The following is a 25,850-nucleotide window of genomic DNA, read 5'->3' as shown; positions in this document are numbered from 1 at the left end:
CTATTAATTTAATTATTGAAAACAAAAAATAATGAAACTATTTTATTATTGTGTTTTTGTATGTTGTTTATATACAACTACATCAGCACAGAAATGCAATCTTTCTTTTAAAGGAAAAGTTACTGATTTTCACGATAGTTCTATAATTATTGGTGCTTCCTTACAAATTGAAAATTCAAACAAATATGCTACCACAGATTTTGATGGCTTGTTTGAATTCAACAATATTTGTGCAGGAAAATACACCATCATTATAAAACATGTTGCTTGCGATACGAAAAGGATTAGCATCAGTATTACTGAAGACACTTTTAAAGATATTACTTTAGAACATCATTTAAATGAATTGAATGAAGTTATTGTTAAAACCAACACTAAAACTAAAATTACAAGTGTTGAGCAATCTTTGAAAAAAGCTGCAATAGACAATTTCACTGACAAGTCTTTAGGAGATGCTTTGAGTACTTTAAGTGGTGTATCTTCTTTAAACACTGGTAATTCTATTGTAAAACCAATGATTCATGGTTTGCACAGTAGCAGATTATTATTGATTAATAATAATGTAAGAATGTTTGACCAAGAATGGGGAGATGAACATGCACCAAATATCGACATTAATGCTAGTGAAAAAATTACTGTTGTAAAAGGTGCAAATACTTTAAAATATGGAAGTGATGCCATTGGTGGTTTAATTTTAATTGAACTAAAAAAGTATGCTGTTAAAGATTCACTTTTTGGAAGCACAATTTCTTCTTTTAACTCTAATGGTTTTGGTGGAAATATAAATTCGGAAATCGTAAAAACCTACAAATCTGGTTTGTATGCAAAATTACAAGCCAACTACAAACAGTTTGGCGATTTTAAAACTCCTGATTATTATTTGACCAACAGTGGTTTAAAAAGCATAAATACTTCTTTTCGAATTGGTTACAATGGTTACGAAAAAGGCTTTAGTGCTTATTATAGTTTTGTTGATAATGAATTTGCCATTTTACAATCTTCTCATATTGGGAATGTTAATGATTTGGTAAACGCAATCAATAATAAAAAACCAAGAGTAACTGAAGATTTTTCTTACGATATAAATTTCCCAAAACAAGCAATTACGCATCATTTAGCTAAAATTGAAGCGTATAAAAGGATTAAAGGTTTTGGAAAATTATCGGTTCAATATGATTTACAAATTAATAGACGACAAGAGTTTGATTTAAGAAGAGGAGATTTAAGAAATACACCTGTAATCGACTTAAGATTATTTACAAACTCACTTCAGACTGATTTAGAAATAGATTATTCTGATGAACTAAAACTAAATACAGGTATTTTAGTTCGTTATCAACAAAATGATGCAATTGCAGGAACAGGAACCAATCCTTTAATTCCTGATTTTGATAAATATGAAGCTGGTGCTTTTGCAACAGCTAATTATAAATTAAATTTTGATACCGAATTTAATGCAGGTTTTAGATATGATTTTTCTAGAATTGATGCTAGAAAAAACTACAACCTAAACGATTGGCAAGAAACTTATAATTATGATGAATTGTTTCCTGAATTTGAAACAGGTGTTATCAATGGAACCAGAATTTTTACGAAACCAGAATTTACGTTTCATAACTTTTCTGCTAGTTTAGGTTTTAGCAAATCTTTTGAAAATGACATTTCGTTATTTATCAATTACGGTTTAGCTTCTAGAATGCCAAATCCATCAGAATTATTTAGTGATGGTTTGCATCATTCTGCTGCTCGAATAGAAACTGGTTTACTTACAATCAACAAAGAAATCGCTAATAATTTTATTGTTTCTTTAGAAAGAAATAATGACGACTTTGGCTTTGTAATTAGTCCATATTACAAATATATTGATGGTTTTATTCAGTTGATTCCTGTTGGAATTACCACAACTATTAGAGGCGCATTTCCTGTTTGGGAACACAACCAAATAGATGCAAGAATTTTTGGAATTGATATTGATGTAAACAAAAAAATTAGTGAAAGATTTAATTATAAAGGAAATATAAGTTTATTAAAAGGCGATAATTTGTCTGATGATATTGCGTTAATTCACATGCCATCAACAAGTTTTACAAATTCAATTTCTTATACAAAGAAAGAATTAAATCAATTAACGGTTCGTTTACAAAACAGAACAGTTTTACAACAAAATCAATTTCCAGATTATAATTTTAACACATTTAATGCCATACAACAACAAGATGTTTTTGTAGACATTAGCTCAACACCTCCTGCATATTCATTATTTAATATTCAAACATCTGCAGTTTTTAAAGCTTTTAAAAAAGGAAGCTTAAAATTAGAATTTAATGTAGATAATTTGTTTAATGTTTCTTACAGAGAAAACTTAAATAGACTACGATATTTTGCTGATGAATTAGGGAGAAATTTCAATTTAAAAATTAAAATAAATTATTAAACCACAAATTATGAAAACATTAAACATAACAAATACAATCAAATTAGTTGCTATTTTATGTATATCAACCTTTACACTTTCTAGCTGTTCAAATGATCATGATGATGAGCTTGAACATGGTACTGAAGAAGAATTAATTACAACAGTAACATACACTTTAACAAGTGGTAATAATGTAGTAAACCTAATATTTACAGATTTAACTGGTGGTAGTTTAGATGATGCAACCTATGAAGTTTCTGGTTCTTTAACTGCAAACACAACGTATACTGGAGTTCTTAAGTTAGAAAATGCAACTGAGTCTCCTGCAGAAAATATTACTTTAGAAGTAAAAGCAGAAGGAGATGAACATGAATTTTTCTTTGCATCTAGCATTGCTGATTTAACTATTGAAAAAACAGATACAGATGTAAATGGAAATCCGATTGGAATTGAAACTTCTGTTAGTACTGGAAATGCAGGAACTGGAACATTGACAATTGTTTTAAAGCACGAACCTACAAAACCAAATGATGGAACCTCTGCAAATGCAGGAGGAAGCACAGATGCAGAAGTAACTTTTGATATTTCTGTTCAATAATAAAGAAACATTTAATTAGAAAGCAGCTAATGTATTAGCTGCTTTTTTTTACGATGATATTTCGTTTATTCTCATTAAATTTAACCTGTTTTTAAAATTATTTTATGTCTGAACAAATCTTATTAAATGAAATTATTATCGGTTACAGAAACTTGATTGAAGAACGTTATCAATATAAAATTTTAAAAGAAAAATATGATTTTCCAGAAACTATTAGTGAAGAGATTTTAGAGGATATAAAAACGTATTTTTTAACCTATATATATCCTGATGTAGATAAAAGAGCAGAATTAAATGAAGCTTTTAGCACTTTAGATGATTTTATAAAACATCCAGAAAAGTTATTAAATTTAGTTTTACCATCTTTAAAATTAATTTTTACGCATGGTAAACATCTGCCAAAAATTTTTAATGCTGGTTTAAAAGCGATGAAATCTTTTAGAGGTGCAACAAAATTTGAAAATGCAATCGTAGAGAAAGCTATTGAAGAAAATAGTGAACCTCCTTTTACAACTCAAAAAATTAACAAACTCATTCAACTTTTATCTTATAAAGAATTGGAAGAGTTTATGAAAAATACAGAAACTTTTTTCAATATTATTCATGATAAAGAGTTGGTCGAAAAAATTAAAGAAATTATTAGTTTTTTAATATCAAAAATGAAAAACAAACCTAAAGTATTTTCTCAAAAAGAAATTACTGGGTTGAGTTTAGCATTGGAAACTATTTCTAAAGGAGAACAAATGCTCAATAAATTAACGTTAAAAGATCAAGAAATTTTGATAGGATTTGTGCTAAAAATAGAAAAAGATTATTTGCAAACAATTTTCTCAAAATAAATTACTGCACATATTTTGTTTTTTTGATAGTACTCAAAGTGATAAAAGCACCTAAAAAGAAAACACCCAAAGCCAACACACTTGATTGAATTGTAAAAAAAGAAGTTAGCAAACCAAAAGTAACCATCCCAACAACCAAAGCAATTTTCTCTGTAACATCAAAAAAGCTGAAATAAGAAGCTGTATCTTCAGTTTGTGGTAATAATTTAGAATAGGTAGATCTTGCTAAAGATTGAATTGCACCCATAACCAAACCAATTAAGCCACCTAAAACGTAGAAGTAAATATCAATATTTGGTGTATCTTTTGTTAAGTTGAAACCAATAAAACAAACTAAACCCCAAATTGCAATCGTTATTTTTAAAGTTTTTATGTTCCCAATTTTATTAGATAATCTAGAAAAAAGAAAAGCTCCTAAAATCCCTACAAACTGAACTAATAAAATAGTCCCAATTAAATTTGCAGTTTCTAAACCTAAAATAGTACCGAAAATACCTGCCATTAAAATAATAGTCTGCACTCCAATACTCAGTAAAAAAAATGCAATTAAAAAGGTTTTTAATTCACTATACTCAAATAGTTCTTTAGCTACTTTTTTAAATTCTTTGATTCCTTTTAAAAAATAATTATCTTTTGGTAAGGTAATTTTTTCTGTATTTGGTAATTTTTTATAGGTAATTTGAGCAAAACCCAACCACCATAAACCTACTAAAACAAAAGAAATTTGCGAACCAAATTGTTTATCATACAAACCAAAAACCTCGGTTTCTATCAAAATTAAACAAATTAATAACAACAAAATAGAACCAGAATACCCTAACATAAAGCCTTTTGCACTAACTTTATCTTGCTGCTCAGGATGTGCAACTTCTGGTAAATATGCATTGTAAAAAACAATACTTCCCCAAAAGCCAATACTTGCTAAAATGGTAAATACAATACCAACCCACAAGGTTTCTTTGCCTGTAAAAAAGAACAAACACATTACTGAAATAGAACCCAGTAAACAAAATCCTTTTAAAAATTTCTTTTTATTCCCTGCATAATCTGCAATTCCAGATAACATTGGCGACATTAAAGCAACTACTAAAAAAGAAAATGCCAAAGCATAATTATATAAGGAAGTGGAATTCCAAAGCATTCCTAAAAATTCTATTTTCCCATCAGCATTTGCAAAACCTTCTGATGCTGTTAAACCAGCATAATATATAGGAAATACAGCTGTACTAATTACTAAAGAATATACAGAATTTGCCCAATCGTAAAAGGCCCAAGCGTTTATTAATTTTTTATCTCCTATTTTTAACATAGATTATCATTTAGTTTATAAGATTCTGATTTTCATCAGAATTAGTTCAACATTTCTATTTCAAACTCGTTGTTATACAACTTTTTGAAAAAGTGTTTCACTAAAAAAGCCGTTCAAAAAAATTGAACGGCTAAATATATGAAATCTAAATGTTTTTAAATTATTTCATTTGTGTATTTCCTGTTTTATTAAATTTAGCAGCATATTTCTTTGCAGTTGGTAAATAATTTCTCAAATCTTGAATTCTAGATTCGTTCGTTGGGTGTGTACTTAGAATTGCTGGCTGAGAACTTCCTCCAGATCTTTCGTTCATTCTTACCCAAACTTCAGCAGCTTCTCTTCCATCATAACCAGCCATAATCATAAAAACCAACCCTAATCTGTCTGCTTCTTGCTCATGAACTCTACTAAATTTTAACATCCCTAAACCAGAACCAACTCCAAAAGCTGTATTCCAAATTTGTTGCGTTTGTGAGCTTTCTCCAGAAGTTCCTAGAGCCACTGCCAAACCTCCAATTTGTTGCAATTGTCCTTGAGACATTCTTTCTTGACCATGTTTTGCAAAAGCGTGAGCAACTTCATGACCCATAACTGCTGCTACTCCATTTTCGTTATCACAAATTGGCATAATCCCAGTATAAAAAACAACTTTTCCTCCTGGCATGCACCAAGCGTTTACAGTTTCGTCTTGAATTAAGTTAAACTCCCATCTATATTGATTTGCATCTTCTGCCATTCCATTTGCTCTCATAAAACGATCTACAGCAGCAGAAATATTTTGACCAACGCTTTTAACTTGGTTCGTCATTTCTCTGTTTGTCGAAAGTTTATTTTCTTCTAAAAAACCTTTGTATTGAGCAAAACTTGCAGGTAAAACTTGAGAATCACTTACAAAATTTACACGTTTTCTTCCTGTAATTGGCACAGTACTACATTCAGCAAATAGAAATACTACCAATAATAAAGTTGTTATTTTTTTCATTTTTAAATATCTTTTGATTTTCGGTAGCAATTTATTGATTATTTAATTAATATTTGTGCTTTATTAATTCTTAAAGTAACTTTAATAGATATTATGCAGTCTTTCTTCGATAAAGAAAAATTAACGTCAAGTTTAAAAATTCCAAAAGCAATTCAGTGGTTTTTTAAAACTATTAATATTTTTTCTGATAGCATTAGTTTATATTTTGCATCAAAATTATTTACAACTCCTATCAATTTTAAAATACCTAAAAGAGAATTAGCTATGGACGAAGCTGCACAGAAAAAAACGCTGCATGTTTCATCGATTCAAAAAGATATTCATATTTTATCTTATGGCTATTCAGATAAAAAAGTTTTGTTAACTCATGGTTGGGCAGGAAGACGAACTCAATTATTTATGATTGCTAATTTATTATTAGAAAAAGGGTTTATGGTCATTGCATTTGATGCACCTTCACATGGGAAATCAACAGGAAAAACAACTAATTTGCTAGAATATATTGCAAGTATCAAAGCCATAAACAAAGAATTTGGTCCTTTTGAAGCTGCTGTTGGTCATTCTTTTGGAGCTATGGCAATTATGAATACACAGGCTGAAACAGCAATTTTTAAACGTTTAATTACTGTTGGTTCTGGAGATACAATGGAAGATATTTTAATTAATTTTGCAAATAATTTAGGCTTAAATGCCAATTTTGGTCATCAACTTAAAAAATATTTTGAGAAAAAATGGAACATCCAACTAATTGATTATGATACAAATGAAGTTGCTAAAAAAGTAAAGATTCCTGTTTTGGTAATTCATGATGTTTTAGATGGCGATGTTGCTGTAAGTTGTGCTGTAAATATTCGTCTAAATTTAAAGAAAGGAACTTTGTTGCTTACAGAAGGATTAGGACACACAAAAATTCTTAGAGATAAGGAAACAGTAAACAGAATTGTAAATTTTATAAAACAAAACAAATGAAAAAATTAGCAGGTATATGTATTTTAGTATTGATGATAAGCTGTGTTGGAACTGCACAAAACTCATCGAAAGAAACAAAAACCTATAAAGTTGAAAAAACAAATGCAGAATGGAAAGAGCAATTATCGCCAATTGCTTATAATGTTTTGCGTGAAGCTGGCACAGAAAAACCTTTTTCAAGTCCTTTAAATGACATTAAAAAAGCAGGAACTTTTGTTTGTGCAGCTTGTAAAACTCCTTTGTATAAAACTGAACATAAATTCGATTCAGGAACTGGTTGGCCTTCTTTTGATAGAGCAGTAAAAGGTAATGTAGAATTAGATGTAGATTACAAAATTGGGTATGCAAGAACCGAATTAAAATGCAATACTTGTGGTGGTCATTTAGGACATTCTTTTGATGATGGCCCATCAGAAACCACAGGAAAACGTCATTGTATAAATGGAGCTGCTTTAGAATTTATAGCTGCTAAATAAGGATGTAAAACTCTTAAAATATTTTAAATACCTTCAAATTAATTTTTGATGGTATTTATTTTTAATCAAAAAATCTATTTTTTTTAAGAATTTTTCAATTATTAACTATGCTCGAAAAGTAAAATTCTTACCAATACAACTACATTAATCTTACTATTTCATATCTAAAAAAAAACACTAAACTACTTATTTTCAATTATTTATTTTAATATTTAAAAATTAATTTATCGTTGATAGATATTTATTTTTTTTCACGAAAAAAAAGGAATTAATTTTTTTAAAAAAAAATATAATTTTATTGTGACTTTTATATAAACAAGGGTGTCTAAAATTAAAGACAAGCTACCCTAATAAAAAAGCTTACTTATTTATTACTACAAAAAAGTGTTTAGAAAAAGACGAATTAAAGAAAGACAAATCACAAAAATTATAACAAAAGCAATCGTAAAGTAAATTAATATGCATAAATTTGCCCCTTATTTTATATTAAAATTTAAATTTCACAACTAACCCCCATTAGTAGATTGAAAAAATTACTTCTTATATACATATTTGTATATCAATGTTTTGCTTTTTCTCAGCAAACAACAAAAAAATATTCTGTTTTAAAATCTACAATTACTTCTGTAGGTTCTGCAACAATTTACGCAACTAACAATAATTATAGTGTACAACAAAGTATTGGTCAATCTGGTATTATTGGTACAAAGAAAACGGAAAAAGTTTCTGTACAACAAGGTTTTTTAACAAGTACATTATTCTTTAAGGTAGATAATAGTTCTGAAAATACATTTAAAGAAACTTTAGATTTTGTTATTTCTCCAAACCCTTTTATCGATTATATAAAAATAGGTTTTGCTAAAAAAACTACTTATGATGTTTACATCAGAATTTTTGATGTAAATGGTAAAGTTTTTAACTCAGAGAAACATCAACCTACAGATCAAATTATTATCCCAATGAATAGATTTAGTATTGGATCTTATCTAATACAAATTAAAAGTGGAGAAAATTCATCAACTAAAAAAATATTGAAAGTACAATAAACAGCATGTTTAAAAATAAATCTACATATAGCTATATCCTATTTCTTACAGCCTTTATTTCTGTAGGAAATGCGCAGCAGGTTTATTTAGAAGCTGGTGTAGAAAATGCTTATTTTAAAAATTATGTAAATAATTTAGGTGGCAATACTTTAGATTTAAACTATGCAAAATCTGAAGATTTGTTTTTAGAAAGTGGCCTTAGAGCCAACTTTTTTACAGACAGGTTTCAAGGAGAAGTTGGTGCAAGCTATAATAAATACATTATAAATACTGGTTTTTATGTTGGTAATAATCCACAAAGCATTCCTTTAAGGTACAATTTAACGTATATAGGTGTAAAAACTGGGCTCAATTTTGCGGTTTTAAACGATGCTTTATTCAAAATAAAAGTACACGCAAATATCTCTTTTGATTATTTAACCAAAGCAACTAGCGCATATCAAAACGTAGTAAACGATTTAATTACAGATAACACCTATGATAGAACTTTACTGCGTTATCACAGAGGTTTAAGTGCAGAATATTTTATATCAGATAATTTATCAACTTACATAAAATATAATATTGCAGATAGTTTTATAGAAAAAAATCAAGATAGTAATATAGGAGAACAATATTCATTGCATACAAATGCTTTTTCTTTTGGGTTACTTTTTAGTATTAATGGTTCTAATAATAGATGTTATGGGTCATTTTAAAATAAATACTAAAATGCATTTTGCAACAAAAATATGGCTAGTCTTATTTTTGTTTGGGTCAACTATTATTTGTGCTCAAACACCAGGTTTTAATTATCAAGCATTAATACTTAACAATGTAGAAGTGCAAATTCCTGGAACTAATGCTGTGCAAAATCAAGTGCCTTTAAGTTCAGAAGATGTTACGCTGCGTTTTACAATAACTAATGATGCAGGAATAGAATATACTGAAGAACATTTAATTACTACTGATGAAAATGGAATGGTTTCTCTTATTGTGGGTGAAGGAACACCTATAGATTATACTTTTAATAACATTATTTGGGATGGAAATCTTAAATATTTAAATGTTGAATTAGATATACATAGTAATGATGAAGGTTTAGTTTTTCTGGACTCTCAAAAAATATTATACATTCCACACCCTAATCAAGAATATAGTGTTGTAAGAATTATACAATCTTTTAATGATTTAGAACCTCCTTATAAAACTGGTGAATTAATTTGGTTAACAAATTATGGACCAAATGCTCACCCAACTTTAATGATTTGGAATGGTACCAATTGGCTGCCTGTAAACGAAGATTTTGATCCAACAAATGAATTTGGCCTTATTACTGTTGATAATGATGTTGCAAAAAAGAACAAGTTTACAAACCCAAAAGATGGTGATCAAGTTTGGAATAAAGCTTGTGAATGTATTCAGGTTTATAATGATGGTAATTGGGTTTCTATAACAACATTAGCTTTAAACGGACTTACAAAAGTTGGAAGTACTTTAAAATTAGGTGGCAATTTAATAGAACCAACTATTATTACAACAACAGCAACCAATACAATTGCTTTTAAAGGATTAAAAGAAAGCACAAACAATGAAGATCAAATTGTAGTTGCAGATAAAAATACAGGCGTTTTAAAACAAAGATCACTTTCTTCTATAACACAAAAAAAAGAAATAATTATAACAGCTACAGATGGTCAGTTAGTATTTACAACACCTTTAAATATTACAAGTAAAGATAAAATAGATGTTTATAGAAATGGCGTTCGTATCAATTTTACAACTGTAAATAATACAAGCATAAAATTAGAACCAGAAGCCATTTGCTATAAAGATGACAAAATTAGAATAGTTCAATTATATTAAAAATAACAATAAATAAACATTAAAAGTAAACAATTACAACAAAAACAATTACAAATTTTAACAATGAAAACAATGAATACAATTACAAGCAAATTTAAAATTGCATTAGTAGCAGTAGGATTATTAACTATTGGATCAATGAGTGCACAAAGAACAGATACATCAACAAATGCAGCAACAGACTTTACTAAACAAACAAATACTGTATTAGGTGAAGATGGTGGATCTGTAAAAGTTATTGATAACAAGGGTACTATTAAATACTTACAAGCTAGTAATGGTATTACAACATTTACAGATACAGCTCCTAATGGTGGTGTAATTACAACTTGGCAATTAGGTGGTACTTTAACTGATGACACTTATATAGATGCTACAGGACAAGTATTTGCTATATCTGGAATTAAAGCTATAGATGCTACAACAAATCCTGTTACTGATATTGCAGCTACTGCATATGATTCTACTGGTTTCACTTTATTATTAAGAGACGAAGCTACAGGTGAATTTAAAAAAATGCTAATTACAGATTTAGTAAGTGGTATAAGAAAAGTTCATACTCAAGGAGCAAATGCAGCTGCAGATGTTGCAATAACTGTTTCAGGATTACCTGCTTTAACAGCTGGAACTACAGAAGCAAAATTATTTGTATACAGAAATGGTGCAAAATTAAGATCAGGTGTAGACTTCGTTGCTACAGCAGATACAGTAACTATTCAATATGATGCAGCAGAAATGCCAATGTATGCTGGAGATATTGTTGAAGTACAATATATTAAATAATTTCAAACTCAAGTTTCTTGTTTAAATATTTAAAGAGTTGATTATTAAAAAATAGTCAACTCTTTAAAACAAGTAACATTAAAATAAATTAAGTTTATATTAAAAGTGTAGCTTTCTAGTATATGTTTTTTAAAATAATCATTAAGTTTCTAATATTTTTATTTTGTGCAATTTGCATACAAAAAAGTTTTGCTCAAGAAGTTAGGGTTATTAACAATAAAGGAACTATCAACACATTAGTTAAAAATAAATACACAACATCTAACATTGAACCTATTGATCCTTTAGAAGGTGATATTTGGTTTGATAATACAGACTCAATAAATATAATAACTAAAATTTATGATAAAACTAGCACAAGTTGGCTTAAAATCAATTTAAAAAAATTACAAGATGATGATGGAGATACGAGTATATCTATAGAAAAAATTACTGATGAAGACATTATTCGTTTTCAAACTTTAGGCACAGAGAGAATGCTTATAAATTCACTTGGAAACGTTGCTATTGGCAACTCAAATCCTTATGCTCAGGCTATTTTAGATTTAACGAACACTCAAAAATTTGGATTTTTACTACCAACAGAATTAAAACCCATAGATATTTTAACACCAACAGATGGCATGCTAATGTATTCTTCTCAAAATAAAAACGCTTATTTAAGAGCAGGAAATGCCTGGAAACCAATTACATTTAATAGTGTTACTAATGAATTAATTTTTGAGGGAACTGGAGCAGATAGTAATTTTTATTATGTTTCATTAATTATAAATAATGACTGGAAAGTTATAAAATATAATAAATCAGATGTTAATGTAGAATTAGAAGCTACTATTTCGAATAATGCAGGTCAAACTTCGCAACCAACTACTTTAACTGAATGCCAAGCTTTAACTTATAACTAAATCTATATCATTATGAAAAAAGTTATATGTACAATTATTGTTTTACTTTCTGTTTTATATAGTTATTCTCAAACTTATACAGTAGATAATGGCACATTAGTTTGCACAGGTACTGGTATTACAAGTGATGGTATTTATGAGGCATTAATTTCTAACGGAATTGGATCTGACCATTTTAGAGAAACACTTGCAGGAAATAAGAAAACATATGTTTTTAACGCTCCAATTAGAATAGGAAACGATGCAAATAGTGGGTCAAATTCAGTTTGGAATTGTTCTAACCAACATATAAAAATAAATGCTGCTAGTTTTCAAATATATGGAAGTGTTCTACAAGGAAATATCACTGGTGGTCAAAGTGCAGATGGTGGAAGTTTCTCAGTAGTAGGAACTGCAAACGACTCTTTTAGATTATTTAACAATGGAATTTTTAGAGCTTATGGAAGTTCCTTATATGCTCAAAATAGAATAAGGGTTGATAATAATTGTGAATTTAAAACAATAGATTGCGACTTTCAACCAGAAGATGGTGTTAGTTTAAGTGATGGTTGGGCTTCTAGTAATTCTACTATTTCTTATGATAGAACTAGAGTTCATCATACTACAGCAGTTGGTATTAAATTATATGCAGCTAATAACACCAATACATTTTCTTTAAATGCAACAAAAGTAGAAGGCTGTAAATACGCGTTTCAACTTGGTAATGGAAATAATTTAACACCTATTTTAAAAGATGTAGAAATAAATAGTTGCGAATTTCATATTGTACCAAACCAAGGAAATGCAAATATTGTTTTTGTAAATCCAGATTTTACTACGCTAAGAGCAAATAGTGCAGATGCAAATGACATTACAACAATTGCTTTTAGATATACTGCTAAAGTATTAGATGCTGCAAACTTACCCATTGAAAATGCAAGTTGTTATTACATAGATGGTAGTTCTAATATTGTTTTAAACAATAAATTTACAGATGCTGCTGGCAATATAACAGGTTTAGTTAATTATGATGGAGAAACATGCTTACAAAATTCTACGTATGCAGGAAACACAAAAACAGATAGACAAAACCACACTAAGTCTTTTGCTAGCTATTTACACAATCTAAAATCAGAACCATTTGTAGTTAATAAAGATATTTCAGAAAATATTATTTTGTCTAATGATATACTTATTACAGAGCCCTCAAAAGCAATTACAAATACATATACAGAAATAGAAACAACTGCAAAATTTTATGATCGTGCAAAAGCATTTCTAGTAGATAATTACAAGGGAGAAACAGCTACTATAATTACAAAAAATGATAATACAATTGATGCAAAAGGCCATAATGTTATTATTGATGCTACAGCTGCAACTCCTTTTGCATTTGATGGATCTACAATTACTATTAAAGCAAACGTTTATACTGGTAATATTATAACATCTACTTCAGCAACAATTACAACTAAAAATGGAGCATTATTAGAAGGTGGATATTCTGATAGTACAGGAATTAATAAATTTGTTCATTTAGATTGGAATGATAACACACAGTTGGAGGTTTCTTTCGTAAATAATGATGATGATAGTTTAATAACATCAACTGGTGCATCACCAACAACTAAAGTATATAAAGGCTTTTTTTTATTACCAACTCCTGCACCAACTAATGGTGTTAGTGTAGAAATATCCTTTTCAACTGCTGGTGGACCTCCTCTCTATGAATCAATAATTCCATTAAAAGATTTAAGTTTTATAAATTTAAAAGTATTATTAGATAACAGAGGTACAGAAAAAAATCAATTAGAAATGTTATATCTCTACAAAAAACTTTTAGTTAAAACAGAAGCCATAAAAAACTCATTAAGCATTACAAGTAATACAAATGTTTCTTTAACTGAAACTATTACCAATACAAATTCTGAAGCTAGTGCTACTTTAGAAAATCAAGAAGCATTAATACGTCTTTTAAAAAGATTACTAAGTAAAATTACTGCCAATAGAGAATCACTAAAAAATTAATAAATTTATTAGAGTATCTAATTCTCTATAATGACTATTTTTTTTAAAAATTCAGTTAATTATTTTATATTTATACATTCTAAATATAAAATGTTGTTGAATGGATAAAATTGAAATTGCTGATTTACTTGAAGTAAAGCATCAAGAATTATTTTTATGGATAGAAAATCAACCCATAGAAAACTGGGAAAAAGGTCCAAAAGATAAATGGACTGAAGGACAACATATTTTACATTTGGTAAACAGCTTGCAATTATTAAACAACGCTTTAAGCTATCCAAGATTCTTTCTAAAATATAAATTTGGTTTAGCAAACAGACCTTCTAGAGATTATAAAACTGTCGCAAAAAAGTATGAAGATAAATTGGAAGAAAACCAATCTAGAGTCACAAAATTTAATCAAAACTTAAAAATACCGACTTTAAAAGAAAGAGAGCGTTTGCTAACAAAATTCCAAATTCAGCAGAAAAAACTACAATATAAAACCAAAAAAATAAGCGACAAAAACTTAGATACATTAGTTATTCCTCATCCCTTAATGGGTAAAATGACAATTAGAGAAATTATAATGTGGACAGCTCATCACACAGAACATCATACAGAAACCTTAAAATTGTTGTATTAATTGAATAAAATAATTCGCCAACCTTATTTGTTTTTCTTTGGATTATCGATTATAACTTTCATTACAGCTTTTATTTTTGGTGATAAAAATTTAGATATTCCAATCTACGACACATATTTTGTATTTCCATATAAATCTTTTTGTCAATTTTCTGCAGTTTTTTATTTGATGATAGCCGTAAACTATTTTGCTTTAAATTGGATTGAAAAACATCCCAATAAATGGTTAACAATTACACATTTATTTTTACAAATATTATCTCTACTCCTATTAATTACAAAAGATAGTTGGAATTGGATTGGCGATAATTCTTTAGCCAATTATATTCCAAATAACAATGCTAATTTTTTGATATTCTTATCATTTTTTATTTTTATAATATCCATTTTTGTTCACTTGGTAAACTTTTTTACAAGTCTGCTTTTAAAAAGAAATTAATCTTTTATAAGCGAGTTGTTATAATTATATTTGTGTTTACTAAAAAAGAATACAAATTATGTTTAATAATTTAAGTGAAAAACTAGATAAAGCCTTACACACCTTAAAAGGTCATGGGCAAATTACAGAAATAAATGTTGCAGAAACTTTAAAGGAAGTTAGAAGAGCGCTTTTAGATGCCGATGTTAACTTTAAAATTGCTAAAGAATTTACCAAAAAAGTACAAACTGAAGCTTTAGGACAAGATGTTTTAACAACATTAAATCCTGGACAATTAATGGTAAAGTTGGTTAAAGACGAACTTACTAAATTAATGGGTGGAGAAACTGTTGGTATTAATTTACAAGGTTCACCAACTGTAATTTTAATGTCTGGTTTGCAAGGTTCTGGAAAAACTACTTTTTCTGGAAAATTAGCAAATTACTTAAAAACCAAAAAATCTAAACAAGTTCTTTTAGTAGGTTGTGATGTGTACAGACCTGCAGCAATTAACCAATTACAAGTAGTTGGAGAGCAAATTGGTGTAGAAGTATATGCAGAAGTTGGTAACAATAACCCTGTAGAAATTTCTAAAAATGCAATTGCACATGCAAAAGCGACTGGTAAAAATGTTGTAATTATTGATACTGCAGGTCGTTTGGCTGTAGATCAAGAAATGATGACAGAAATCTCGAACATTCATAAAATTGTAAATCCACAAGAAACGTTATTTGTGGTAGATTCTATGACTGGGCAAGATGCTGTAAATACTGCAAAAGCCTTTAATGATATTTTAAATTTTGATGGTGTTGTACTTACAAAATTAGATGGAGATACAAGAGGTGGTGCTGCATTATCAATCAAATCTGTGGTTGACAAACCAATAAAGTTTATTGGAACTGGAGAAAAAATGGAAGCAATTGATGTTTTCTATCCAGATAGAATGGCAGATAGAATTTTGGGAATGGGAGATGTTATTTCTCTTGTAGAAAGAGCCCAAGATCAATATGATGAAGAAGAAGCAAGAAAATTGCAGAAAAAGATTGCTAAAAATCAGTTTGGTTTCGACGACTTTTTAAGTCAGATTCAGCAAATCAAAAAGATGGGAAGCATGAAAGATTTAATGGGCATGATTCCTGGAGCTGGAAAAGCTATGAAAGATGTAGATATTGATGATGACGCCTTTAAAGGAATTGAAGCAATTATCCACTCTATGACTCCTGCAGAAAGAAGCACACCTGCAACTATAGATTCTAGCAGAAAAAAGAGAATTGCAAAAGGTTCTGGAACAACAATTACAGAAGTAAATCAGTTGATGAAACAATTTAACCAAATGAGCAAAATGATGAAAATGATGCAAGGTGGTGGAGGCAAAAAGATGATGCAAATGATGAAAGGAATGAAATAAAATATAGAGGTTACTTTTTTTAGTAACCTTTTTTAATTTTAAGTCAATAAAAATTATTTTTATTTTAAATGGAAAAAAATCCAGAATTATCAGTTGTTGTTTTATGTTATAGATCTGAGTATTCTATCATTCCATTTATAGAAAAAGTTAAAGAAACAGTTGAAAATCTTACAGATAACTTTGAGATTATATTGGTTGCAAATTTTATAGAAAATTCTAATGATAAAACTGCAACTATAGTTCAAGAGATTGCTAATAAAGACGCTGTTTACAAACCGATTTGCAAACCTAAAGAAGGAATGATGGGTTGGGACATGAAAGAAGGGTTGGCAATTTGCAGAGGAAATTATCTTTGTGTTATTGATGGAGATGGACAATTCCCTATTGAGAACATTACCAAATGTTATAACGAAATAAAAAAAGGCACGTACGATTTAGTAAAAACCTACAGAATTAAAAGAGAAGATGGTTTTTACAGAAAATCAATTTCTAAAATATATAATTTTATATTTTCTATTTTATTTTCTTCAATTGACTCCAAAGATATTAATTCTAAACCTAAAATTTTCACCAGAAAAGCTTACAATCAAATGAATTTAACTTCTGATGATTGGTTTATTGATGCAGAAATAATGCTCGAAGTTAAAAGATTAGACATTTCCTTTTACGAGTTTCCAACTGAATTTTTATCTTTAAATGACCGACAATCTTTTGTGAAGTTTTCAGCAATACTAGAGTTTGTAAAAAACCTTTTTTTATTTAAGTTTAAAGACTTTAAATCATGAGGAAAAAAGTTTTTATAACAGGAATTACTTCTTCCATTATTCAACAATTAATTCCTTTCATCAATTCTTCAGAATATCAAATTATTGGACTTTCAAGAAATTTAATTTCAGAAAAAAATGATGCTATAAAAATTATTCAAGGAAATATCCAAAACCCAAATACTTACAAAAAATATTTAATTGATTGTGATATTATAATTCATGCAGCAGCAATAACACATTCAAAAAATGAAAAAAAATACGAAGAAATTAATTTTATAGCGACTAAAAATCTTATTGATTTTGCTAAAAAATGGAAAGTAAAAACCTTTATTTATATAAGTTCTAACACCGCAAATTTAAATAATGGAGCCTATTCTAAATCAAAAGTTTTAGCAGAAAACTATTTACAGAATAATTTTAAGCGTTGGAAGATTATTAGAATTTCAGAAATTTTTGGTGGTGCTAAAAATGAAGGACTTGAAAAATTGATTCAAAATTCTTTAAAAAAGAAGTTTGTTTTGTATCCAAAAAACATGTCTTCTAAGTTTTCTCCACTTTATATTGATGATATTGGAACGTTATTATATGAACAAATTTTCATCAATCAAGAAAAAAATAAAATTTTTCACATCAATGGAAATGAACACTTTACATTTAAAGAGATTTTAAAACTTATAAAAAAGAATCAAAAAAAGTCCTTAATAGCTTTGGGAGTTTCTAGAAATATAATGTTTTTAATAATGAGAATATCAAAAATAATTCCATTTAATATAGGTGTTGTTCCAGATCAAATAGAACGTTTATATGGTTTAAAAACATATGGGAATATTGATGATAATAACATCACTTTAAAATTAGAATCTTATCTAAAAAAATCAGTAAAAAAATAATATGAAAAAGATTTTATTTTTGGAGCGTTTTTTTGATACTAAAAAGAATCAATATTTATTTTTTACAATAATAAGTTTTGCTATTTTTCTTTTTTCTATGGATGTTGGCATCTTTTGGGACAATGTGCTTTTTACATCAAAAATAGGTACACATTTATATGAAAACAACCTTTTTAATTGGATGCTTCCTGACAATTTAGATGCAGGTCATCCTCCAACTTTAGGTTTTTTATTAGCTATTTTGTGGAAAGTTTTTGGACAAAAATTATGGGTTAGTCACTTATTAATGCTTCCTTTTACGATTGGTTTTTTATATCAACTTTTTCAACTAACATCTTATTTTATAAAGAATAAAATACATTCCTTTTTTGCTTTTTTACTGATCATTATCGATCCAACTTTGTCTACGCAATTTGTATTGGTAAACCCAGAAATTATTCAACTTTTTCTATTTTTATTAGCTATCAACTCAATTTTATATGAACGTTATTTTTTAAAAATAGTAGCTCTTTTCTTTTTAAGTATTATTTCTTTAAGAAGTATGTTATTATTTGGAGGTGTCTTTTTGTTTGAAATTATCAACTTAAAATATATTGTAAAAACAGAAAAAGCTATTTTATCAAAAAAACTAATTTTTAGTTATGTTATCGGAATTATCCCTGCAATTGCCTATTTATCTATTCATTATATAGAAAAAGGCTGGTTAGTTTCTCATGCAAATTCTCCTTGGTCTGGACATCGAAATTTTGTTTCTTTAAACGAATTTCTCAAAAACTGTGCAGTCTTAGTTCATAAATATATCGATTATGGACGATTTATAATTTATTTTGTTATCATTTATATTTTTATAAAATTTAAAAAATCAGCATTTAGTAAAGTAACTAAACAACTATTAATACTCTCTTTTTCTAGTGTTTTTTTTATAATAATTGCAAGTTTGTTAAGTAGCAATCCTTTTGGGCATCGTTATTTTTTGATTTCTTATATTCTCTTAAATTTATTATCATTTTTACTATTTGTTAAATTTTTAAAGAAAAAGAGATTTGTTTATAGCTTAATTTTCATAACTTTAATCACTGGTAATTTATGGATTTATCCTAAAGAAATTGCACAAGGTTGGGATGCTACTTTAGCACATTTACCTTATTATTCTTTAAGATTAAAAGCTATCGATTATTTAAATAACAACAAAATTGAAATTGAAGATGTAGCAAGTTTTTTCCCTAATAAAACAGCTTTGCATCATGTCGATTTTAAAAATGATCATCGATCTTTTCAAAATTTCAATAAAAAAAATGACTATGTTTTTTATTCAAATGTTTATAATTTGAGTGATGAAGATTATGACAGTTTAAATACAGATTACAACATATTAAAAGAATTTAAAAATAATAACATACAAGTAATACTATATATTTTAAAAGAAAAATGATTTTATTAGACGGAAAAAAAACAGCGGCAGACATTAAAGAAGAAATTGCTTTAGAAGTTAGTTACCTAAAAAATAATGGGCAAGATTCCCCACATCTTGCTGCAATAATTGTTGGGAATGATGGCGCAAGTATCACCTATGTAAATGCAAAAGTAAAAGCGTGCGAACGTGTTGGTTTTGAATCTACGTTGATAAGGTTACCAGAAAACATTACAGAAGAAGAGCTTTTAAACGAAATTGCAGTTTTAAATGTTGATAATGATATTGATGGTTTTATAGTGCAACTGCCTTTACCAAGACATATAGATGATCAAAAGGTAATTATGGCTATAGATCCTAATAAAGATGTTGATGGTTTTCACCCAACAAATGTTGGTAAAATGGCTTTAAACTTACCCACTTTTATTTCTGCAACTCCCTTTGGTATTTTAGAATTATTAGATAGATATAACGTTGAAACTTCAGGAAAACATGTTGTTGTTTTAGGTAGAAGTCATATTGTTGGTAGCCCAATGAGTATTTTATTATCACAAAAAAGAAAAGTCGGAAACGCAACTGTAACTATGTGTCATAGTAGAACTAAAAATTTAAAAGAAATTACACTACAAGCAGATATTATAATTGCAGCTATTGGAATTCCTGAATTTTTAAAAGCAGATATGGTTAAAGATAATGTAACAGTTATTGATGTAGGAATTACAAGATTAGCAGATTCTAGCAAAAAAAATGGTTATAGATTAGTAGGTGATGTTGCCTTTGAAGAGGTTTCAAAAAAATCTGAATTTATTACACCTGTTCCTGGAGGAGTTGGCCCAATGACGATTGCTATGCTATTAAAAAATACACTTTTAGCTTGCCAGAGAAAAAATTAAATAGAGTATAAAAAACAAGCAACCATTGTTTTGACTATTTTCAATAATTAATAGAAAACAATAATTACTAAAATAAATTCATAAAAAAAGGCTTTTCATATAAATATGAAAAGCCTTTTTTTATTTTAAACTAAAATTACTTGATATTTGGATTTAAATAATCAGGCAAAGTAGGATTTGTTGAATCGCTAAAATCATTTGTTGGATCTCCATCATCATTTGCATCTTCATCTTTTGTAAAAACTCCATCTCCATCATCATCTACATCAAAATAATTAGGAAAACCATCTCCATCAGTATCATCATTATTTACATTACCATCATTATCCAAGTCTTCTTTTATTGTTGGTACACCATCATTATCATGATCCGTATCTGGAACAAATGTTAATAAATCTATATAAAAAAGTAAATTAGTATCTACTAAAGAACTCGTATAATTTTGAGTATTAGAAGAAGGATATGCCAAACCTGAAGGGATAAATAAAACGCCTTTACCTCCATTTAAATAGGTTATAGGACCATTAAAAACGCCTCCTGTATTAGGATCTTTCTTCAACTCACCACCTTTTAATTTTGTATAACCATAAGACCAACCTTTAATTACAGATAAAAGATTAAACCAAATTCCTGTTGAATTACTATCAAAATTAAAACTACTAAAAGTTGTACCAGACATTGTTCTACCAGCATAATTTACATAAACTGAATCTACTTTTGTAGGATTTCCTTTATCAGGATCTGAACCAGAATCTCCTTCTTTCGCTACATAAACATACAATTTATAATCAATATCATTTTCTGTAACAGACATTGTTTTAAGTTTGTCGTCTTCGAAAATTGGAGTTTTTCCAGTAATAAGTGTTTTTACGGAATCCAAATCTGCATCATAATAATGATTTTTTAAAAACTTTACAAGAGAATCGTTATCTGATATAGCTAAAGCTTCATGATCTATATCTGCGAATGGATTATTAATAAAATTATCGTCTCCACAAGCGTATATAATAGTTGCAAAAATAATAATCCCAATAATATTTTTTAATTTAGTCATTTATTTCTTTAAATTAGTGGGGCGCAATTTACCATTTTTATACCTTTGTAAAAAGGCAAAAGATATATTTTAACTTTTTTTTTATGAGAATAGATAAATACTTATGGTGCATTCGTGTATTTAAAACGAGAAGCATAGCGACTACTGCTTGTAAGAAGGGACAAGTTAAAATTGATGGTACTAATTTAAAGCCTTCTAAAGATATTTTTGGCGGCGAATTGATTGTTGTTAGAAAAAATCAAATTAACTATCAAATAAAAGTTTTAGATTTACCTCCAAACAGAGTTGGTGCAAAATTGGTAGATCTTTATAGAAAAGATAGTACTCCAAAAGAGGAATTTGAAAAGAACGAACTTTTAAAATATTCTAAAGATTATTATCGTAAAAAAGGTGCTGGTAGACCAACTAAAAAGGATAGAAGAGATATAGAAGATTACACAGAAGATACTTTTGAAGATACCACAGAAAACTTATGACAACAGAAAGCAATATTATTTTAGATACAATTCAGATAAATCAAAAAATTAAAAGAATTGCCTATGAAATTTATGAGAACAATACCACAGAAAAAGAGGTTATAATTGCTGGAATTGTTGGTAATGGCTACGTTTTTGCTGAAAAGTTAGTTGCAGCTTTACAAGAAATATCTTCTTTAAATGTAATAATTTGCCAAGTTAACATCAACAAGAAAAAACCTTTAGAAAAAGTTTCTACTTCTTTAGATATTAATGAATACAAAAACAAATCATTAGTGTTGGTTGATGACGTTTTAAACTCTGGAACTACTTTAATTTATGGTGTAAAGCATTTCTTAGAAGTACCTTTAAAGAGATTTAAAACGGCTGTTTTAGTAAATCGAAATCATAAAAAATATCCTGTAAAAGCAGATTTTAAAGGTGTTTCTTTATCAACATCTATAAAAGAACATGTTCAGGTTACTTTTTCTGAAAACGAATCGAGTGCCTATTTAGTTTAGTAACTTCACTAATTCTTTTGCAACTTGAGTTTTTGTTTTATCATCAATTTTGATGGTCATTTTTGCTTGTTCGTAAAAAAAACGTCTTTCAAAAAGATGTTTTGCAACAAATTCAGGAATTTTATCATCCTCTAAAGAAGCAATAATTGGTCTTTTTGCTTTCTTATTAATTAATCTTTTTACCATGGTAGGAACATTGCCTTGTAAATAGATAGATGTGGTTGCTTTTTCTTTAATAATTTCCATATTATTGGCATAACAAGGAGTTCCTCCTCCTAAAGAAAGTATAAAGTTATTATTTTTAGACAAGATTTCATTTAAATACTTATTTTCTATATTTCTAAAATAAATTTCTCCTTTTTCTTTAAAAATTTCGGAAATAGTTGCTTTTTCTTTGTCGATAATGTAATCATCTAAATCTATAAAATTCATTTTCAAACGTTTAGATATTTTTTTACCAACACTCGATTTTCCTGAAGCCATATACCCCAATAACACAATTTTCATTTCTTAATATTTTTTACAAATATCGCTAAAATTTATTCAATTTTATATTTCAGAATTAAATGATAGGTAGTATATTTGCACCTCATTTAATTTAAGACTTGGTAGCTCAGTTGGTAGAGCATCTCCCTTTTAAGGAGAGGGTCCTGGGTTCGAGCCCCAGCCCAGTCACAATTTAAAAAAAGTTAAGCGAAAGCTTAACTTTTTTTATTTAAGTTTATACCAAAAAACTTACTTTAAAATTATAGATTTATTTTTAAATTATCTGCACACGTGGCGAAATTGGTAGACGCGCAAGCTTGAGGGGTTTGTTTTCGTAAGGAAGTGGAAGTTCGAATCTTCTCGTGTGCACTTTTTAAAAATGAATTATTTTTAAACTTCTTCACAAAAAATTAACTTTTTTAAACTGTATTATACTTAATTTTGTTTTTATGCAAAGAAACCTGTTTATTTTGTGCTTATTCTTAAGTTTAAGTGCTTTTTCTCAAAAAGATAGTATTCCAAAGTCAATGCTTAAAGGGCAAATTATACACGCTGAGGATAGTCGTGTTTTAAGTGCTGCACATGTTTTAAATTTAAATTCTGTTCAAGGTACAATTACCAATGATAAAGGTTATTTTGAATTACCAACTAAAGTAAATGATACCATTTTAGTATCTTACTTAGGGTATTCATCAATTAAAATAAAAATTACGAACGATTTATTAAAAGCAGATAACGAGTTAGAAATTGCTTTGTATGAAAAACCAGAAGAAGTTAAAGAAGTTATTATAAAATCTACCAAATTAATTGGTGTTTTAGAAATTGATGTTAAACAAGTGCCTAAAGATAGGTTTACAAGAATTCATATTAATGGATTGCCACAAACTTACGAAGTTGGAAAACCTAATAAAAAAGATTTCTCATCTCCAGTTGCTGCACTCTTTCAACCTGTAGATTTTTTATACAACCTCTTTGGTAAGAAGCCAAATCAATTAAAAAAACTTCAAAAGCTTAAAAAAGAAGACGATTTACGTAAAATGTTAGCTGGTAAATTTGATAGAGAAGTAATGATGGAGTATTTACAAATGGACAGACAAGAGTTAACAGAACTTTTAACGGATTGTAGTTATTCTGATTATTTTATAAAAAAAGCATCTGATTTACAAATGATAGAAGCTGTTTTATCTTGTTATGAAAATTACAAAGCATTGAAAAAAGGAAGTATTCAGCGTGATAAAATTCCTTCTAAAAACTAATTTCTAGTTTACAATTCATAAAATCATACTTATATTTTATAAATTGAAAAGAGTCAAAAACAACTAACTTGCTTTTGACTCTAATCAACTATTAAAACTAACTAAAAAATCTTCTAAAGATTTTCAGTGCTATAATAATAAGACGACTTATTTTATAATTCGTTACAAATATTCTTTTACTTAACAGAAATTTAAGAAATAGACATAAGTTGAAGCAAGATTAAATTTCTTGAACAGCTTGAAACTGCTATTTTTATATGAGTTAAATATTTTATAGATAGTTATCATAAAACAATTCATTTGTGACTAATTTTATAGTCTTAATAATAAAATGAACCTTATGAAATCTAAAATATTTTTATCAATACTAATTGCAATAGCGTTGTTTGTTGTTTTTTATTACGTATTAAAATTTGTATTAATCACATCTTTAATCATTGCTGCTGCAATAATTATTTTACCTATACTCTACTTTACATTTAAATCTGGAAGTAGTAATTCTTAAAATTAAACAAAAAAAATCAGTCAAATTTTGACTGATTTTTTTATACAAATTTAAAGGACCTTTAAATAAGATAACTAAACTATCTATTGATTTCCTAATATAATTGGCATTCCTGTTTTTCCTGAACCAATTACAACCACTTTACTGTTAGGAGATTTAGAAAGTTCTATAGTAGCTTCAATTCCTTTTTCTTGTAAAATTTTATCTGTTAAAGACTCACTTAAAATCTTATTTGCAATAGCTTTACCTTCTGCATCAATCTTTTGTCTTTCAGCCTCTTTTTTAGCTTTAGATAATCTAAACTCATATTCTAAAGACTCTTGTTCTTGCTTTAATTTAGTTTCAATTGCAATTCTAATGGTACTTGGTAATTTAACATCTTCCACTAAAACTCTTTTTACAGATAAATATTGATCTTTTAAAACCAACTGAACTTCGTCTAAAATTTCTTGCTCAATAACATCTCTCTTACTAGAATATAATTGTTCTGGTGTGTAACGTCCAACAACACTTCTTGCAGCTGCATTAATTGCAGGATCTAACAATTCACGCTCATAATCTTCACCTTTCGTTTTAATAAGATTTCCTAAATTCACCAATTCTGGTTCGTACCAAATAGTTCCACTTACTTTAACTTCTAATCCGTTTACAGAAAGCACATTCATTTCATTAGAAATAGACTGCTGACGTACTTTTCTTACAATCATTCTATTCCAAGGAGCAACAATATGAAAACCTTCTCCATATGTTTTTTCGGTATCAATACCACTTCCTAAAGTTTCAAAAATTACACCTCCTTCTCCAGGTCCAATGGTTACTGTAGATTTTGAGAATAAAATAATAACTGCAATTGCTATGATAATAAAAAAAACTCCGCCTTTTGGGAATTTAAAATCCATTTGATTATTTGCCATATTTACTGTTTTTTAATTTTATCAAATTTACGACTTATAAGCATCAAACACAATTGATACGAATTATATATTT

26 protein-coding genes and 2 tRNA genes are annotated in these 25,850 nt (G+C 28.0%); 23 read left to right on the top strand and 5 right to left on the bottom strand.

From position 1 onward, the window contains the following. Positions 1-31: 31 nt before the first annotated feature. From LPB03_RS00780 to LPB03_RS00770, 3 genes are all read left to right on the top strand, one after another. Positions 32-2,434: a TonB-dependent receptor gene (locus tag LPB03_RS00780; RefSeq protein ID WP_065318371.1), complete on the top strand. Its 2,403-nt coding sequence runs from the start codon at positions 32-34 to the stop codon at positions 2,432-2,434. 10 nt (positions 2,435-2,444) lie between these two features. Next, positions 2,445-3,014 carry a type 1 periplasmic binding fold superfamily protein gene (locus LPB03_RS00775; RefSeq protein WP_065318372.1) on the top strand — a complete coding sequence of 190 codons (570 nt, stop codon included), beginning with the start codon at positions 2,445-2,447 and terminating at the stop codon, positions 3,012-3,014. Positions 3,015-3,118: 104 nt separating this feature from the next. Next, positions 3,119-3,853, top strand: coding sequence for a hypothetical protein (locus LPB03_RS00770; protein WP_065318373.1), 735 nt, complete (start codon positions 3,119-3,121; stop codon positions 3,851-3,853). A gap of 1 nt (position 3,854) precedes the next feature. On the opposite strand, the gene LPB03_RS00765 is transcribed toward LPB03_RS00770, so the two are convergent. Both LPB03_RS00765 and LPB03_RS00760 read right to left on the bottom strand, forming a co-directional pair. Next, complete coding sequence (locus LPB03_RS00765; protein WP_065318374.1) at positions 3,855-5,162, bottom strand: MFS transporter; 1,308 nt, start codon at positions 5,160-5,162, stop codon at positions 3,855-3,857. A 160-nt stretch (positions 5,163-5,322) separates the two neighbouring features. After that, positions 5,323-6,144, bottom strand: a complete 822-nt coding sequence (locus LPB03_RS00760; protein WP_065318375.1) for a M48 family metallopeptidase — start codon at positions 6,142-6,144, stop codon at positions 5,323-5,325. A gap of 93 nt (positions 6,145-6,237) precedes the next feature. Here LPB03_RS00760 and LPB03_RS00755 point away from each other — a divergent pair, with 93 nt between their 5' ends. The 15 genes from LPB03_RS00755 (at position 6,238) to folD (ending at position 20,586) form a co-directional block, all read left to right on the top strand. Beyond that, positions 6,238-7,113, top strand: a complete 876-nt coding sequence (locus LPB03_RS00755; protein ID WP_065318376.1) for an alpha/beta fold hydrolase — start codon at positions 6,238-6,240, stop codon at positions 7,111-7,113. Continuing rightward, positions 7,110-7,589 carry a peptide-methionine (R)-S-oxide reductase MsrB gene (msrB, locus tag LPB03_RS00750; protein WP_065318377.1) on the top strand — a complete coding sequence of 160 codons (480 nt, stop codon included), beginning with the start codon at positions 7,110-7,112 and terminating at the stop codon, positions 7,587-7,589. The genes LPB03_RS00755 and msrB overlap by 4 nt, the downstream gene beginning before the upstream one ends. Positions 7,590-8,113: 524 nt before the next feature. Continuing rightward, positions 8,114-8,635 carry a COA_001 N-terminal-type choice-of-anchor domain-containing protein gene (locus LPB03_RS00745; RefSeq protein ID WP_065318378.1) on the top strand — a complete coding sequence of 174 codons (522 nt, stop codon included), beginning with the start codon at positions 8,114-8,116 and terminating at the stop codon, positions 8,633-8,635. Positions 8,636-8,640: 5 nt separating this feature from the next. After that, positions 8,641-9,333, top strand: a complete 693-nt coding sequence (locus tag LPB03_RS00740; protein ID WP_065318379.1) for an outer membrane beta-barrel protein — start codon at positions 8,641-8,643, stop codon at positions 9,331-9,333. Further along, entirely contained in the window at positions 9,320-10,480 is a 1,161-nt protein-coding gene (locus LPB03_RS00735) for a hypothetical protein (protein ID WP_065318380.1), read from the top strand. Before LPB03_RS00740 ends, LPB03_RS00735 begins: the two co-directional genes overlap by 14 nt. Positions 10,481-10,552: 72 nt before the next feature. Next, entirely contained in the window at positions 10,553-11,263 is a 711-nt protein-coding gene (locus tag LPB03_RS00730) for a hypothetical protein (RefSeq protein ID WP_139058930.1), read from the top strand. A gap of 122 nt (positions 11,264-11,385) precedes the next feature. Continuing rightward, positions 11,386-12,168 (top strand): phage tail-like protein, encoded by a 783-nt coding sequence (locus tag LPB03_RS00725; protein WP_065318382.1) that lies wholly within the window; start codon positions 11,386-11,388, stop codon positions 12,166-12,168. Between the two features lie 12 nt (positions 12,169-12,180). Continuing rightward, on the top strand, positions 12,181-14,175 hold the full coding sequence (locus tag LPB03_RS00720; protein WP_065318383.1) for a hypothetical protein: 1,995 nt from the start codon (positions 12,181-12,183) through the stop codon (positions 14,173-14,175). A gap of 100 nt (positions 14,176-14,275) precedes the next feature. Beyond that, positions 14,276-14,800 carry a DinB family protein gene (locus LPB03_RS00715; protein ID WP_065318384.1) on the top strand — a complete coding sequence of 175 codons (525 nt, stop codon included), beginning with the start codon at positions 14,276-14,278 and terminating at the stop codon, positions 14,798-14,800. Further along, positions 14,801-15,238 carry a hypothetical protein gene (locus LPB03_RS00710; protein ID WP_070239007.1) on the top strand — a complete coding sequence of 146 codons (438 nt, stop codon included), beginning with the start codon at positions 14,801-14,803 and terminating at the stop codon, positions 15,236-15,238. Positions 15,239-15,296: 58 nt separating this feature from the next. Then, positions 15,297-16,625 (top strand): signal recognition particle protein, encoded by a 1,329-nt coding sequence (gene ffh, locus LPB03_RS00705; protein ID WP_065318386.1) that lies wholly within the window; start codon positions 15,297-15,299, stop codon positions 16,623-16,625. A 68-nt stretch (positions 16,626-16,693) separates the two neighbouring features. Continuing rightward, entirely contained in the window at positions 16,694-17,410 is a 717-nt protein-coding gene (locus tag LPB03_RS00700; RefSeq protein ID WP_065318387.1) for a glycosyltransferase family 2 protein, read from the top strand. Beyond that, positions 17,407-18,282 (top strand): NAD-dependent epimerase/dehydratase family protein, encoded by an 876-nt coding sequence (locus LPB03_RS00695; RefSeq protein WP_065318388.1) that lies wholly within the window; start codon positions 17,407-17,409, stop codon positions 18,280-18,282. The genes LPB03_RS00700 and LPB03_RS00695 overlap by 4 nt, the downstream gene beginning before the upstream one ends. A 1-nt stretch (position 18,283) precedes the next feature. After that, positions 18,284-19,714: a glycosyltransferase family protein gene (locus LPB03_RS00690; protein WP_065318389.1), complete on the top strand. Its 1,431-nt coding sequence runs from the start codon at positions 18,284-18,286 to the stop codon at positions 19,712-19,714. Next, on the top strand, positions 19,711-20,586 hold the full coding sequence (folD, locus tag LPB03_RS00685) for a bifunctional methylenetetrahydrofolate dehydrogenase/methenyltetrahydrofolate cyclohydrolase FolD (RefSeq protein WP_065318390.1): 876 nt from the start codon (positions 19,711-19,713) through the stop codon (positions 20,584-20,586). The genes LPB03_RS00690 and folD overlap by 4 nt, the downstream gene beginning before the upstream one ends. A 136-nt stretch (positions 20,587-20,722) precedes the next feature. On the opposite strand, the gene LPB03_RS00680 is transcribed toward folD, so the two are convergent. Beyond that, positions 20,723-21,640, bottom strand: coding sequence for an FKBP-type peptidyl-prolyl cis-trans isomerase (locus tag LPB03_RS00680; RefSeq protein ID WP_065318391.1), 918 nt, complete (start codon positions 21,638-21,640; stop codon positions 20,723-20,725). 83 nt (positions 21,641-21,723) lie between these two features. Between LPB03_RS00680 and LPB03_RS00675 the strand changes: the two genes are divergently transcribed. Together LPB03_RS00675 and LPB03_RS00670 are read left to right on the top strand one after the other, a co-directional pair. Further along, positions 21,724-22,116: an Hsp15 family ribosome-associated heat shock protein gene (locus LPB03_RS00675; RefSeq protein WP_065318392.1), complete on the top strand. Its 393-nt coding sequence runs from the start codon at positions 21,724-21,726 to the stop codon at positions 22,114-22,116. Next, on the top strand, positions 22,113-22,616 hold the full coding sequence (locus LPB03_RS00670) for a phosphoribosyltransferase family protein (protein WP_065318393.1): 504 nt from the start codon (positions 22,113-22,115) through the stop codon (positions 22,614-22,616). The genes LPB03_RS00675 and LPB03_RS00670 overlap by 4 nt, the downstream gene beginning before the upstream one ends. On the opposite strand, the gene LPB03_RS00665 is transcribed toward LPB03_RS00670, so the two are convergent. Continuing rightward, positions 22,608-23,123, bottom strand: a complete 516-nt coding sequence (locus LPB03_RS00665; RefSeq protein ID WP_065318394.1) for a shikimate kinase — start codon at positions 23,121-23,123, stop codon at positions 22,608-22,610. The two genes, LPB03_RS00670 and LPB03_RS00665, sit on opposite strands and share 9 nt — an antisense overlap. Before the next feature lie 95 nt (positions 23,124-23,218). Between LPB03_RS00665 and LPB03_RS00660 the strand changes: the two genes are divergently transcribed. The 3 genes from LPB03_RS00660 (at position 23,219) to LPB03_RS00650 (ending at position 24,358) form a co-directional block, all read left to right on the top strand. After that, a tRNA-Lys gene (locus LPB03_RS00660) sits at positions 23,219-23,291 on the top strand. Between the two features lie 96 nt (positions 23,292-23,387). Continuing rightward, positions 23,388-23,471, top strand: a tRNA-Leu gene (locus LPB03_RS00655). 80 nt (positions 23,472-23,551) lie between these two features. Continuing rightward, a complete protein-coding gene (locus LPB03_RS00650; RefSeq protein WP_065318395.1) occupies positions 23,552-24,358 on the top strand; it encodes a carboxypeptidase-like regulatory domain-containing protein in 807 nt (268 codons plus the stop codon). A 588-nt stretch (positions 24,359-24,946) separates the two neighbouring features. Here the strand turns inward: LPB03_RS00650 and LPB03_RS00645 are convergent. Then, positions 24,947-25,777 carry a prohibitin family protein gene (locus LPB03_RS00645; protein WP_065318396.1) on the bottom strand — a complete coding sequence of 277 codons (831 nt, stop codon included), beginning with the start codon at positions 25,775-25,777 and terminating at the stop codon, positions 24,947-24,949. Between the last annotated feature and the right edge of the window lie 73 nt (positions 25,778-25,850).

The sequence above is a fragment of the Polaribacter vadi genome (assembly GCF_001761365.1).
Taxonomy (GTDB): Bacteria; Bacteroidota; Bacteroidia; order Flavobacteriales; family Flavobacteriaceae; genus Polaribacter; species Polaribacter vadi.
Note: the sequence above shows the minus strand (reverse complement) of the source record. Positions and strands in the feature narration are given on the sequence as shown.